The 14733-nt window shown below is 48.6% G+C and carries 13 protein-coding genes; all 13 read right to left on the reverse strand.

Annotated features, from left to right (window positions below; translation table 11 throughout):
- Nucleotides 1-133: 133 nt before the first annotated feature.
- The 13 genes from ACYQ2M_RS15935 to ACYQ2M_RS15995 all read right to left on the reverse strand — a co-directional run bounded on the left by ACYQ2M_RS15935 (nt 134) and on the right by ACYQ2M_RS15995 (nt 14602).
- Nucleotides 134-1006 carry an STAS domain-containing protein gene (locus ACYQ2M_RS15935; protein ID WP_459917355.1) on the reverse strand — a complete coding sequence of 291 codons (873 nt, stop codon included), beginning with the start codon at nt 1004-1006 and terminating at the stop codon, nt 134-136.
- A gap of 555 nt (nt 1007-1561) precedes the next feature.
- On the reverse strand, nt 1562-2338 hold the full coding sequence (locus ACYQ2M_RS15940) for a Rossmann-like domain-containing protein (protein ID WP_459917356.1): 777 nt from the start codon (nt 2336-2338) through the stop codon (nt 1562-1564).
- 196 nt (nt 2339-2534) lie between these two features.
- Nucleotides 2535-2978, reverse strand: a complete 444-nt coding sequence (locus tag ACYQ2M_RS15945; protein WP_459917357.1) for a CGGC domain-containing protein — start codon at nt 2976-2978, stop codon at nt 2535-2537.
- A gap of 427 nt (nt 2979-3405) precedes the next feature.
- Entirely contained in the window at nt 3406-4098 is a 693-nt protein-coding gene (locus tag ACYQ2M_RS15950; RefSeq protein WP_459917358.1) for a hypothetical protein, read from the reverse strand.
- A 2-nt stretch (nt 4099-4100) separates the two neighbouring features.
- A complete protein-coding gene (locus ACYQ2M_RS15955) occupies nt 4101-4760 on the reverse strand; it encodes a potassium channel family protein (protein WP_459917359.1) in 660 nt (219 codons plus the stop codon).
- A gap of 12 nt (nt 4761-4772) precedes the next feature.
- On the reverse strand, nt 4773-6482 hold the full coding sequence (locus ACYQ2M_RS15960) for a TrkH family potassium uptake protein (protein ID WP_459917360.1): 1710 nt from the start codon (nt 6480-6482) through the stop codon (nt 4773-4775).
- Between the two features lie 369 nt (nt 6483-6851).
- Nucleotides 6852-8429 (reverse strand): sensor histidine kinase, encoded by a 1578-nt coding sequence (locus ACYQ2M_RS15965; protein ID WP_459917361.1) that lies wholly within the window; start codon nt 8427-8429, stop codon nt 6852-6854.
- A 16-nt stretch (nt 8430-8445) separates the two neighbouring features.
- On the reverse strand, nt 8446-8850 hold the full coding sequence (locus tag ACYQ2M_RS15970) for a response regulator (RefSeq protein ID WP_459917362.1): 405 nt from the start codon (nt 8848-8850) through the stop codon (nt 8446-8448).
- A gap of 75 nt (nt 8851-8925) precedes the next feature.
- Nucleotides 8926-9708 carry a cytidylate kinase-like family protein gene (locus ACYQ2M_RS15975; RefSeq protein ID WP_459917363.1) on the reverse strand — a complete coding sequence of 261 codons (783 nt, stop codon included), beginning with the start codon at nt 9706-9708 and terminating at the stop codon, nt 8926-8928.
- Nucleotides 9709-9760: 52 nt separating this feature from the next.
- Entirely contained in the window at nt 9761-10573 is an 813-nt protein-coding gene (locus ACYQ2M_RS15980; protein ID WP_459917364.1) for a cytidylate kinase-like family protein, read from the reverse strand.
- Nucleotides 10574-10591: 18 nt separating this feature from the next.
- Nucleotides 10592-12412: an SLC13 family permease gene (locus tag ACYQ2M_RS15985; RefSeq protein ID WP_459917365.1), complete on the reverse strand. Its 1821-nt coding sequence runs from the start codon at nt 12410-12412 to the stop codon at nt 10592-10594.
- A gap of 85 nt (nt 12413-12497) precedes the next feature.
- Nucleotides 12498-12944, reverse strand: a complete 447-nt coding sequence (locus ACYQ2M_RS15990; protein WP_459917366.1) for an adenine nucleotide alpha hydrolase family protein — start codon at nt 12942-12944, stop codon at nt 12498-12500.
- 290 nt (nt 12945-13234) lie between these two features.
- Nucleotides 13235-14602, reverse strand: coding sequence for a sigma-54-dependent transcriptional regulator (locus tag ACYQ2M_RS15995; RefSeq protein ID WP_459917367.1), 1368 nt, complete (start codon nt 14600-14602; stop codon nt 13235-13237).
- Between the last annotated feature and the right edge of the window lie 131 nt (nt 14603-14733).

Genomic DNA, 14733 nt, shown 5'->3' on the forward strand with positions numbered 1-14733 from the left:
AATTGATCTGTAAATGTTTGACCTGCGCACGCCATCTTCTTTTATTTGGGACTACATCGCACACGAATGCTGTGTGAGCAGGCCAACATAGGTGAAAATGGGATGCTGACCGAAAATTTAATGAATTTCAGGGTTATTTTTTCCGGTTAGAATCAAGGCTTTCCAGCTTGAATCCGAGGATTTTCAATCCCATGGCAAGTCCCTTGGCCAGGGAGGTGTGTGTCTCTATGCTGGACAAATCAATTCCCAGGTGCACCAGGGTCTGGGCAATGGAAGGACTGACACCGGTGAGAATCGCCTTGGTTCCCAGAAGGCGGGAGGCCGTAATGGCCTCAATGAGATGCTGGGCCGTCTGGGTATCAATGGTTGGTACCCCGGTAATATCCACCAGGGCAACCTGGGATTGGCTCTCAACGATACTGTTGAGAAATCGGTCCATGAAGTGCTGGGTTCGCTGGCTGTCCAGTGAACCGATAAGCGGTGCCATCACAATTCCTTTCCAGATCTGTATCACCGGGGTTGAAAGCTCAAGAATCTCCTGGGACTGGGCCCTCAACGCATCTTCCATCTCTTTTTGGCGGGTAATATCAATGGCCATTTCATACCGAACCCGACGTCCATCGGGCCAGTAAATGGCCTTGTCAATGCACCGGTACCATTTTTTTGTCACCTGGTTTTGAAACTCCCAGACATATTCACCGGAAGTATTGTCAGGATCAAAAATTTTGTCGTTGGTACAAAACGGACAGGGCATTTCAAGGTTTTGGAGCACCTTGTAACACTGCTGCCCGGTACAGTCTCCCCAATTTTTGACAAAAGCCTCGTTTATATAAAGCAATTCATAGGTTGCCGGATCAGAGACATATATCACTTCGCTGATTCCATCTAAAATGGCCTGCTGTTCATTGAATTTTCGATTTAAAGCGGGTGAATCTTGTTTTGTTGGTTTTACTGCTTTTTTTACTGATTGTTTTACTGATTGTTTCTCCGCTTTTTTTTCAGCCATATTTCCCCCATTGAATGATTGCGATCAGCTCAATCACAAATCAATCAGATAAAATTGAATTGCGGGTTATAAGTTCTCAATTCGTACGGGCAGACACATCGTCATTTTGTTGATGCAAAACTCAAATTACTATTTTTTTCACATTCTTTAAACAAAAAAAACACAATTGAACATAAAACACAGGATTTTTTGTCATTCTTCATTTTTGCTCTACAGATTCACGAGCTGAATGCCCCATTTGGCGACGATCCTCTTTAAAAAAATGTAAACTACTTTTGATTTGATAATGAAGTTAATCGGTTCAAAGCCAAGCTGAAATAGGCCCTTTTTTGACCTGCTCTTTGAAAATTCGGTAAGCCTATTTTTTATTATTTTTAATATACAAGGATGCCAAATCTTTTCAATGGACTTTGCAGATTGGGTCAGGCAAAAATCTTGGTTGAATTACATAACCTTAACGTTGCATAGAAAATTGCAAAAAAAGGGCTTAACCACAACATGGCCCATTTTATGGCCAAGCCCAATACCTTCACCACATTTTCATATGAGCTCTGACTACCTTGATTCCGAACAAAATCGAGTCAGCCCCAGGGCCTTTGCAGGTCCTGCAATGGAGGTTCCATAAAAAATGACCGGTGTGTCTCCAATGAATCGTCCGGCCGTGCCATTGACAATGGTGGAGCCTGTCACCAGGAGCAGATCACACCAGCTGACGGCATCATCGGTGGCCTGGGGCCCCTCGATTTTCACATCATACTTGGTCTGCCCGATGTTCTCCGGGTCCAGATCAATGAGACGCATGTCAAAAAAGGAGGACAGTTTTTCCGTCATCCGGGGCTGCAATCCGATCTGGGTGATGCGCAATCGTCTTCTCTCCGGCCCGGGATGGTTTTCCTGGATATAAGCCAATAGCTTATTCGCACAGACCACGGGTTCCTCGTCTTTACAATGAATGGTTCCCCCCACCAAGCCCAGATAACAATACACCGCATTAAAGGCTGCAACAAAGATGGACCGCCGATAGTTATTGTGAAGCGTCATCTCCAAAATTTCCCCAAGGGTACCATTGAAATCGGCATAATGATCGGTGAATGCCTGTCCAAGGGCACCCTTGAAATCGGCCTGCATGAGTTTTTCTTTCCCCTTTTGAATGGGATAATCGTCTGCTTCGGGGTTTCCAATGGCTTCATGGGTGGAAAGCGCCCGGGCCGTTACCTGTATGGGTTCATCCAGCAGCCCATGTTGCTGCCACAAGGCTCGGGCTTTTATTTTTAATTCATCATAAATATCCGTCATATTTTTCCCTTCTTTCCCTTCTTTCCATTCATTCATGGTGCTGTTGATCCTGTTGCGATCTTCATATTTCAGGCACTACCATCGTCTACATGGTCTATTTTAGCTCAACTAATCAACCATATCTTGTGACGACAAAATTGAATCAGACTGAAATCGCCTTTAAATCAACAAGCTCATTCATTTTCGCTCGTAAAATCCAAACCGGCCGTAAACGCCAACGTTCCACACAAAATCAATTATACGCTGCACGCATTTTTTCATCGGTCATGGTAGTCGCAATCAGCGGCTTCCAGGAAGCATCTTTCCAGGTACCCAGATGGGTGTGCATATCAAGATAGCTGGTGGGAATGGGATGGGTACCCACCACCACTTTTACCCCAAACCTTTTTTCAAGAAAAGGTTTAAATGTATCAATATAAGGGCAAGGCGGATAGCCCACCACCAGACCTGTAGCCAGATGAATCACCTGGGCTCCGTTTTTCACCATCTCAGCCCCGGCATATTCTATATTTCCCCCGGGGCAGCCATCACAGGTGGTAAACCCCACCAGCTCCGGTGGGGTACTATAGATACTGAAAGCCCCCTCCATATTACGCATGGAACGGAAACACTTTCCACCGGCACAGCGACGATAACGATGACAAATAATAATCCCGACTTTGGTTTTTGAATCCATTTGATGGTCTCCCTTGATCATCACCCAACGATTATTTTCAGGGACAAAGCCGTGAGATTTCAAATAAGGCAATCCCCTGAACCACCCACTTAAACATAATGAGCAATATTGCATAACCACTTATGTGGGGCAAGCAATTTATTTCAATCCATACAAGATGGGTCTCGATAGCTATGTGAGGCAGAACATCATGGTTGAATTGTTAATATTCGGGTTGAAAATATAAATATTTGGCCCGTGAGCATACTCGCCTATATTTGGAGCTGCGCAGCATACGAATGCTGACTTTGTCATAAGATCTGCCATCTCAGGAACTGTTAGAAAACAAACTATGCAAATAGTCTCTGACAGAGACACCCCGGTGGGGCAATAGATCCTGCATTAAAGATGGTTAATTTTTTACCGGAGCCTTAGGAAAGAACACACCCTAAAACCAGGCCCGGAAATTACTGGCGGCAACGGTCTGAAACTGCATTTTATCAAGCAATTCATTTAATCCGTTAAACAGCCCCTGCACATCCCTTGACACATCTGTTCCGGTGCAGCGCCGCATGATATCTCCATTCTGATGGGCAGCGATCACCGCCTCTATTTCCCCCAGAGGGTTCACCAGATGGGTTTCAAGAGTTCGCTTGAACAGCATCCCCGCCATAAAAACAATAACCGCCATAAAAACAATTGCCCAGGCCCCGGCATATCCAAACTGCCTGGCATGGATATCAGCTTTTATCATGGCTTCTCTATTGGTTTTTGCCAGCAGTGCTATGGCGGAAACGATTTCCCGGCGGGCATCCATATTTCCCAGAAAAGCCCTGTGAAACCGGACATTAATAGACTTCAGTGGCACGGGTTCTTCCGCTTCTGTGATGTTGTTCTCAGCCCGTTTGAGTGAAGAGACAAACAAGGATTCCAATGCCTGGTTGGCCCTGCTGTCCGGCCCTATCAACGCAAGTGAGGTCAACATTTCTTCACATGCCTCAAGGGAGCGTTCATTTCTGTCAATGATCACCTCAATGGCCGGGGCCATACGCATGAAAATCCAGATGGATCCCAACGCCATCAGCAGGTTGAACCCCATCATCAGCCACAGCCCTATGCGCACCGCATGTGAGTTTTTCATGGTCAGACCCCCTTTATGAATTTTGAAATAGCCGTTTCATTGCAGACAATCATGAGATTGTCCTCGGCCTGCAGGGGTTCATGGGGGGAGGGCTGTATGATTCGATCGGGGGATCCCCGGCGGATGGCCGCCACCAGAATACCAAAGCGTCTGGGCAGTGCCAGTTCGATGAGATTTTTCCCCACCATGGAGGGTTGTATACGAATTTCGGTGAGGTTAAGATCTTCTCCAATGGCTGTGTCTGCAATGACATGACGATACAGCAGGCGATTGGCAAACCGCATCCCGAATTCCTGCTCGGGGTTCACAATCTTATGGGCCCCCACCAGGTGCAGAATCCGCTGGTGCATTTTATCATTGGCCCGGGCAACAATAAAGGGGGCCCCCATTTGTCGGAGCAAAGCGGTACAGATGATGGACTGCTCCTTGGAATCATCACCGATGGCGCACACCACTGCATCTCGTTTTTCCGGATGAAGCCGGGCAAGCTCCACCTCGTCGGTGGCATCCATGGCCAGGGCTTCTGTTACAAACACAGAGGCCTCCTGTACCAGAGGCTTCTGGGGATCAACGGCCATTACTTCAGCGCCCTTCTGGGACAAGGTCCGGGCAAGGGACATGCCAAACTGCCCCAGGCCAATGATTAATATCTGTTGAATCATATGAAAAAGCCTTTATGTAAGGGTTATTTTTGCATCAGGACAACGGGAAACCGGGGGAAGTGACGCATCACTTAACAGCATGAAAAGCGTCACAGGGCCAATACGCCCAATGAACATGGCAAGTATTATAATAAGTTTTCCAATCTGATCAAACTGGGCCGTGGCACCGATGGAAAGCCCCACCGTGGCAATGGCGGAAGTGGCTTCAAAAATGATGCTCCGGGCGGGAATCTGCTGGGTGACTTCCAACATCAATACCACCACAAACCAGATCACCCCCCCTGAAACCACAATGGTGATGGCGCGAAAAATCGTCACCGGACGAATATTTCTGTTCTGGAGTCTCACCCCGTTACGATGGGTGATGTTGGCCCAGAAGGTCATTGCCAGAATACCCATGGTGGTGGCTTTTATCCCACCGGCTGTGCCACCGGGGCACCCCCCGATGAACATCAGACAAAGCATGACAAGAAAAGTGGGACTCATGACTCCGGCAAGGTCCACGGAATTAAATCCGGCGGTACGCAGGGTTGCCGATTGAAACCAGGCATTGTGGATCTTATTGAAAAAAGACAGGCCCGACAATACGCCGTTCCACTCAAAGGCCAGCATGAAAAAGCTTCCGGAAATCAATAACACCGCTGTGGTTACGAGGTCTATGCGCACCGTCACCGGAACCGTTTTGCCCTGCAACCACCGAGGAATCAGTAGACTGGTGGCAGGAGCCATCCCCCCGCAGATAATTAATGCAGCAACCATGTGCAGAACCAGAGGGGCATTCTGATAGGGAACAAGACTTTGTGTCTGCAGAGAAAAACCGGCGTTGCAAAAGGCGGATATGGCCGTAAAAACGCCCTGCCAGGCGGCCTGGCCGGGGCTGTCACCCATGGCATAAAACACACCCCCAAGAAAAAGTGCACCCACAGTCTCCACCAGAAAGGTGAATTTAAGAATCAGCACAAGGGATGCCAGCAGGTCCTTGCGATCGGCGTCCATCAAAGAGGTCATGAGGCGTTCCTGGCGTAGGCTTAATCGTCGCCCCATGGCATGCATGGCAACCGTGGTAATGCTCATGATACCAAGCCCCCCGAACTGAATAAGAATAAGGATGACCCCCTGCCCTGCCAGGGAAAAATCCGCGGGGGTATCCAGCACCACCAGGCCCGTGACGCACACCGCACTCACCGAGGTAAAGACCGCATCCACAAGGACAATGGGATCATGACTCATGATACCTGGCAAGAGAAGCATCAGGGTACCCACAAGGCACAACCCCAGAAAGGTAAAAAATACAATGGCGGCGGGACGGTTAAAAAGCTCCTCCCACCCGCCCCTGTAAACTGGATGAACCCCGGCAATAGTTTCCCTGTCATGACCAATGTCGGGGGTGAAATCCAGCAAGGCAAATCCTCCGGTGATCAATGCCACCGCCCCCAGCAAGGCCATGAAGGGATTTTGCACAAGACAAGGCAGGGCCGCCACAAAGGCCGCAGCACCTGATACCACACCAAAAAATTTGCCGGGCCCGGGCCATCGGAACAGGGTAAGCGCACAACCAAAAGCGGTGATGGATGCCAGACAGGCAATGACCAGGCGCCACACCGGTGGAAAGGGATCCTGGGTTCCCATAAGCAACAGCAACGGCAGGGGAGAGACTATAACACCTCCCCATTGAACAGCCCGCTTTGCCAGCCATGGATTTGATATGTGCGCACGTTTCATCCTGAAATTTTCACCATCACAATCTATTTTTCATATAAATCCACATGTCCTGTCGGACACAACGAAGCATGAAAATGGCATTATGCCGCCGTCCCCCCGACGGGCAATGGGCCCGGACCGGAACTGTAGACAGCTCGATTGTCCGGTTCCTATTGCCCATCGGGGGGACGGCTCTGCTGAAGTTGCCCTGGAGGCTGCCTTTTCATATAAAAAAAACCAGCAAGTTCCCATGGATCTTTATCTGCAGTACGCGATAATCCCGTTCTCTCAGACATCCATCTGAAAAAACGGGATTATCACGTAACAGCCACCCTTGATTGATAAATCATAAAGGCGAATTAATCAATATGAAAATATTCAGGGCATGTCTCACAGATGAAAGGAGAAATGATCCGGAAAGGTCACCACCGGCAGGGTCACCATAAAGCTTGATCCACTGCCCTCTTTGCTCTTAACCTTGATGGTGCCGCCATGCTTGGCCACGATCCCCTGGGATACACTAAGGCCCAGGCCCGTTCCCTTGCCCTTGGGCTTGGTGGTAAAAAACGGGTCAAACACCGATGAAACAATGTGATGGGGAATGCCCTCACCAAAATCAATGACGGTGACATTCACGGCGTCGGCCTTTTCCCCCAGACATCCCATGACCTGTATTTTCCCGCCCTTTTTCGAGGCGTCCATGGCGTTGAGCAACAGGTTGACAAACACCTGCTGGAGCTTCTGAGCATCCCCATGTATCCGGGGAAGATCATCGGTGAACTTAATATCCACGGTAATGCCTGACAGCCGGATCTGATTTTCCAGCAGGGTAATGGTCTCCTTCAACAGCTTGTAAAGATCCACTGATTCCATGGCTGAAGAACTTTCCCGGGCAAAGTCCAGTAGATTGCGAATGATTTTTCGGGCACGGTCTGTCTCTTCAGTCACATCCTTGAGCATTTCCTTACGTTCGTCATCGGACAGGTCTTGATAGTCCTCCAGAATCATGTGGGCTGTGAGCATGATATTGTTCAACGGGTTGTTCAGCTCATGGGCCACCCCTGAGGTCAGTGTACCCACCGCTCTCATCTTATGACTCTGGATAAGGACAGCCTCTCTGGTATCGATCTCTTTTATCATTTCATTAATGGCCACGGCCAGATCCGTAAACTCATCCCGAAATTTTCGTTTGGGCAGGATGGGCCTGAAATCCCCGGAGGCAATGCGCTGGGCATAGGAGGAAAATCGACTGAGAGTGGAATAAATTCTCCCCACCAGCAACCAGGCGTTCATGGCAAGGAGCACCAGCAAGACCAGAATGGAATAGATATGAAAATCCCGGGATTGATCAAGAGAATTTTCAAGGGCACGCTTTTCAATGGTCATCATACCCTGGGCCGATGCAAGAATCTCCTGGCCATACTCCCGAAGACGGGTTTCTATCTCCTTGGAAAAAGCCGTTTTATGCAGATCCATCACATTCTGTTGCTGCTTCTGGAGCAACTGCCCCAGAAGCGACTCGTAGGATTCTATCTTGCTGAGGATGGCCTGCCGGGTCATTTGATCCTGCAGTTCGGAAAAGGTATCTAGCTCCCCGGTAAATATTAACCTTGCAAGGTGAATATTTTCAATGGCATCGCCTAAATTGGTTCCATAGAGAAAATAATTTTTTTCATATCGGCGGGCCTGTTGAACCTCGGCTGAAAATTCATTGACAAATTCAAGAAATTTAAGCCGGGTCTGAACCTTTTCGTTGTTGAGAATCAGCACCACGGCAATGACCAGCACAAACAGAAACACCAGAACATTACCCAGATAAATCTGTTTTCTCACACTGAAATGTCGCCGTGACATTAAGGTCTGCTGGGCCTCACGAATATCGGCTATGTGACCATACAGATGTTTCACGGTATTATCGGCCTCCCCTTCTTTGCCATGAGTTTCCGGAACCTGTTGTAGTGTTTCCATGTTTTATCCATTTAAATCAGTTCACAGGAGCATTGAAATTCAGGGGAGATCCCAGGGCTTCAGCCGCTTTGGCGATGACCTTTCTCAAATCATCTGGCTTAAAAGGTTTGGCAATGAAATCAAAGGCACCCTTTTCCATGGCATCCCTTGCAAGGGAAATCATGGCATATCCGGTGATCATGATAATTTTTGTCCGGGGCCATTGATCATGAACCATTTCAAGCACCTGCATGCCATCCATCTCTTCCATGTAGATGTCCGTAACCACAATATCAAACTCTTTTTCCCCGATACGTTTCATGGCTTCCCGGGGGTCCTGGAAGACCTCCACACGGCATCCGATTTTCTCCAGAGCCGGTTTCAGACGTTTTCCCACGATCAGTTCATCATCCAACAGCAAAATTTCAAGTTGCTTTGACATCAGTGTCTCCTTGGTTACAAATGTTTTTGCAAAACAATTCAGGGGTGAGTAAGTCACAGACAATCGTGACCGACATCAACGGTTACCTACGGCGGCCTCATTGACCCGGTCCACATTCCAGTGCACCTCCAGGTATCCCAACCCCTCCACCTGACCGGCAATTTCTTTGATGGCGGCAATTTTCTTTGTTTTGTCCCGCTTCAGGCATGTGGTTGTCACCACAACCGTGCCGTTCTGGGCATGAACCTGAATATCGGTCAATGTTTTCAGCAGAACATTTTTAACTTTTGCTGCCAGGGCGCGATCCGCCAGATTATTGATGGAATAGGTCATGGGTTTAAACCGCGGATACCCCACGGTGGCGGCAACAGTGGTCACCGCCTCATCGGGTTTGATCTGATCCAGATTTATCACCAGATCATAGAGTCTGGGATCCGCTTCCTTTCTCTGCCATGCCATCATGGACCATTTTTCCCGCAGACGTTCCTTTTTTGTGTCCGTCTCTGCGGCAGATCCATCCCCACCGACCAGACGTACTTTCAGGACATGGGACACCACCAGCACATACAAATGTGCCCCCAGTCCCCAGCAGACAATATCATCTTCCAGCAACCGATCCAACACCGCTGTTTCCACACAGGATAGGGAATAATGCCAGAGCTTGGAAGGCATCCGTTTTAATATGGAGGGGGTTGTTGTCATGACCTCCCTCAATTTGGAAGGATCCAGTGAATATTGTTGCGCAATTTCATCAAGAAACGTATGGTTCAGGGTTTTATAGCCCAGATGCTGTGCGGTTTCCCGGGCGATGTTATCTTCAAGTTCCTGATTATCCGACGTAAATATTAGAACGGACATGACTTCCTCCTTATGGTCTAATCGTTGTCCTTAGCGGGTTTCGGGGCTTTTTTTAAACAGCATCCAGAGGAGCGGGAACCCCTGCATGAACTTCAAGATTAAAAATTCCCGGTGTATCCTGCTTAAGAGAATCCAGAATTTTTTTAAATTTTCCATTATGGGCAATCTTTTCCGTTGCATAAAGCAGCATATTTCCATATTCGCAGGTAATCCCCACCTCAGGAAATTCCGTTACCAGAGCGGCCTTAACATTACAGGCAAGGCTCAAGTCCCGGGCTTTTCTAAGGCAAGCCTCCGTTGACTGAAAAGCCGTTGAATTGGCGGCACCACATATAAATTGTGCGGCATCGTCCACAGAAAGCTTGTCAATACAGATAACCATGTCATAAAGGGTATTATCCGCAGGATCAACACCATAAATCTGACGGGTCCATTTTTTGCGCTGGGCATCATCCGCAAGAATAAGTGATTGAGCCTCATGACGGGCGATGCCGTCTTCTCTCATTTTCCGCATCACACGATTCTCAAGGTTTCCAATAATGCGGATCTTGAGTACATGATCAAGACCCTTCAAAAGAAGATGACCTGCCAGACCATGGTAAACGACATTGTCCCCGGCCACCATTTCCAATAAAGTGGCCCGTACATAGGCAAGATAAATCTGCTTTGTATTTTTATACCGATCTTTCAACCCGGGCGCATCATGGAGCGCCTGGAGCAGGCTCTGCTGGGAAACATGAAATTTATCACTGGCATTGAGCAGCAGATCTCGACTGAGCACTTTGTATCCAAGGGTTGCTGCCACTTTTTCCGCCACCGCTTTACCCATGGAAGAGGATCCCCGGGAAATAGTTACGATTGACATATATAAAACTCCTTGTTGTTAGATGCCGTAAATTAAACTGATCATTGCAATCATCACCACCAGAAAAACCACACTGACAAGGCTGCCCGCTTTTATAAAATCCACGGTGCGATACCGGCCCGGCCCCATGTAAAGGGCGTTGACCTGATGGGTGGGCAGCATAAAAGAATTACTTGTGGCAAGACCCACCACCAGGGCCGCCATTCTCGGATCTGTTCCGGCAGCAATGGCCATGTTCACCACAAGGGGAACAAGAAGCACCGTGGCCCCCACATTGGAGATCACCAGGGTAAACATGGTGGAGAGAATGCCGATCACTGTCAGGAGAACGATGGGAGAGACATCCCCGATAATACTGAGAATAGAGCCCGCAATCCACTCGGCAGTACCTGTTTTCTGGGTAGCGATGCCAAGGGGAATCAGCCCGGCCAGCAGAAATATGGTGCGCCAGTCCACGGACTGATACGCCTCATCAATGCTTATAACCCGGGTGATCACCATGCCAAGGGCACCGGTCATCAAGGCCACGGACAGCTGAATATCAAACCCCATGATCATCACCAGGGAAAGCACCAGCCAACCGCCTGCCCAAAGGGCCTTTTCCGGCCGCATATCCTCCAGATCCGAAGGCATGCTGAACAAAAGCCCCCCTTCCCGGTGAAGGGATTCCAGACGTTTCCAGGTGCCGTAAAAACGGATTACATCTCCGGTCTGAAGTGCAATGGAATCAATTTCCGCCCGGTAGGTTTCCTCCTGGCGATGAATTTCCAAGGGTGTCACACGGAAGCGATCCTGGACGCGGATTTCCGCCAGGGTCAGCCCGGCAAATTGTGATCGGGGAGAAACAACGGCCTCCACCGTTCCCGAGGTTGAGGTGTCAAACTCGCTGCTGTAACAATCAATGGTCTCTTTAAGGACCATCTCTTCAGCAAGGGCCATACGTTCCACATCTTTTTTCCTGCCGCAGACCACAAGATCCACACCGGCACGAATTTCCGATTCCGGAGACGGAGAAAGTGTTTTAAAATCAGGAGGCTCTGTTAATGCAAGGACATTAACAAGATAACGACGACGCAAATCATCCACATGCACCGGATCACGATAATCCATGAAATCATCGGCAGTGGTAAGTTCATAATGGGAATTTACCTCCTCCTCATTTGCCACAAGACCATCTATGGTACAGAAGGCTTCATTGTCCTCTGTACCCTGGCATTCCCCCTGGGGAAGGATAAACCGCCCCAGCAATATAAAACAGGCAATACCGGAGGCCATCAGGGTAAGGCCGATGGGAGTGACATCAAAAAGCCCGAAAGGCTTCAGCTTAAAGGGAAGCAGAAGATCGTTGAGCAGAATCAGCGGCGAGCAGCCCACCAGGGTGATGGTCCCCCCCAGAATGGCACTGAATCCCACCGGCATGAGCAGACGGCTTAAGGGAATCTTCTGCATTTTGCTGATACGCTGAATGGCTGGCAGAAACAGGGCTGCGGCCCCGATGTTCTGCATGAAACTTGAAATAAAGGCCACGGTGACGGAAATGGCCACAATAATCCGAGAGGTGCTGGTCCCTGCCACCATTAAAACAGGTTTCACCAGTTTGTTGATCATACCGGTTTTGTCAAGACCGGCACCGATGATGATGACGGCAATGATGGACACCACTGCGTTACTGCTCAGGCCCACAAAGGCCTCTTTGGGTGTTACCAGGTGTAAAAGTGGCAAGGCAACCATCATCAGAATGGCCACCACATCCACCCTGACCCATTCCACAATGAATAGAAAAATAGCCAAGGCTATCATAATCAAGACCAAAATCATGTCCGGCGTCAATTGTCCCATAAATTCTCCATTGTCATCTGTTAATTTCCTGTTATTCGTTTTTGGGGCTTATTGTTGGGATGCCCCGACCCATATCATCTGTATTTTATGTTTTGGATATTCGCTTTTTAACCGTCACAAGCGGACATTCCAGACTCTTGGTTATCCGCCCAAGCCAATGTTTTCCCGAAGATTTCAATGAAAAGGGTAACTCCTGACTGCTTCCCCAGATAATGACCTTAAATGGTGGCCTGTCCGCCAGGAATTTCAGCAATTCGTGGGCGGGATCACCAATTCGTACAGCCGACTTTATTTTAAGGCCACTTGCAATAAAAGGGAGGGAGTGTTCCTCCAGCAGGCGGTTAACCCGGATACCTGTTTTTTTCAGATCATGGCGTTTAACCCGCAGAAGGTTAGAGCCGGAAAAGGACATGTAAACCAGCATGAGAAAGGTGACTCTGGCATTAATTCGAAGGGCAAAGGCCCTGGCATAGTGCAAGGCATCAGGAAACACCTGCTCATTTTCAAAAATGACCAACACATCAGAATTCATCCCGGTATTCCTCCTGGTATGGACTATTACAAATACTGTGCCAGAAAAATCCAGAAGGGCTATAAAAAGATAACTATCTGATTTAGATAAAAATTTTAAAAAAAGCGGCGTTATTGAAAACTTTTTTTATAGAAATATTGGAAACAATGGGTTGCAGAATGCAACGAAAGGAGCAGGAAGACACACCGTATCTCCCGGGCAAAGAGAAAGGAAAGAGGTGTTGCATAAACGAACGCGGGTGTTTAAAAAAAGAACGTACTTGATCATCCAGGAAATCGTATCTTAAAATTCTATCGTTCCAAATCAAATTTTTTAATTTTACGCCACAAAGAGGCACGGTCAATACCCAGAATCTCTGCAGTCTTTGTTTTGGCATTGTGGTTGATCGTTAAAAGGTGGGCAATATAATCCCTTTCCAGCTCTGCCAGAGTCATCATATCCTTTTCAGGCCTCTGGTAGGTCTGAAGTTCCAGTTCTTCAAGATCCACCGGAAGATCACAGGCCCTGATTTCATTGGATCGGCTGATGGCAACGGCCCGTTCCAGGATATTTTCAAGCTCCCTGACATTTCCCGGAAAGGCATACCCTTTAAGCAGAGACATGGCCCGGGAAGAGATGGCCCGTATCTGTTTTAAGCCTTTCCGGTTCAAACAATCCAGAATGTGGTAGGCCAGCAGGGGAATATCTTCACTGCGTCTGTTCAGGGCCGGAAGGTTTATGTTAACGACGTTAATACGGTAATACATGTCTTTACGAAACGCACCGGTCTCAACCTCGGCCTTCAGATCCTTGGCCGTGGCAGACAGCACCCGGATATCAACGGGAATGGGTTGGGTACCCCCCACCCGTACCAACTCTCCTTCCTGAAGCACCCGCAAAAGTTTCACCTGCATGGAGTGGGGCATTTCGCCGATCTCATCGAGAAAAACGGTGCCCATGTGCGCGGTTTCCAGGAGCCCGGCCCGGGTTTTGACGGCACCGGTAAAGGCCCCTTTCTCATGTCCAAAAAGCTCACTTGCCAGAAGGGTTTCCGTAAAGGCACCACAATTCACCGCCACAAAAGGTCCCCGGGATCGTGTACTTGCAAGATGAATACTCCTGGCCACCAGTTCCTTTCCTGTACCCGAATCTCCGGTGATCAGGACACTGCAATCTGTGGGGGCAATCTGGTGAATCAATGTCTGTATTTCTCTAATTTTCGGGCTGTTTCCAATGATCACAGGCGGCGCAAGGCTGCATTCACTATCTTCTTGCAGGTTGCCAACCTGGGCGGCCTGGGTTCTAAGTCTCAGACGATTCAGGGCCTTTTCCACAATCTCCAGAAACTGTTCGGGGGTAAAGGGTTTCTGAAGGTAGTGAAAGGCCCCTTCCCGGGTGGCTTCTATGGCATTGTCAATGGTGGCATAACCGCTCATGAGAATGACCTCCATGGCAGGAAAACGGGCCTTGATGGCAATCATCAGCTCCATACCATCCATGCCGGGCATTTTCATGTCTGTGACAACAAGGTCATAGGGGGTTTCTTCCATGCGCTTGAGGGCACCTGAAGGATGGGTATAGGAGGAGACCAGATACCCCTGTTTCTCCAGAATCCGTCTCAATCGTTTGAGGGTAATCGTTTCATCGTCCACCAGCATAATTCTGGCTTGTATGGTCATGTGTACAATATCCTTTGGCTCATGTCGGGATTCAAAATTCAGGAAGTATTGACGCCCTGGCTTTTCCTGCCCCATTTCAATATCATAATTCGGGTTCACCATACAAGCAGGTTGACAAATACCCATCAAAT

It is taken from the genome of Desulfocicer niacini (assembly GCF_054657595.1).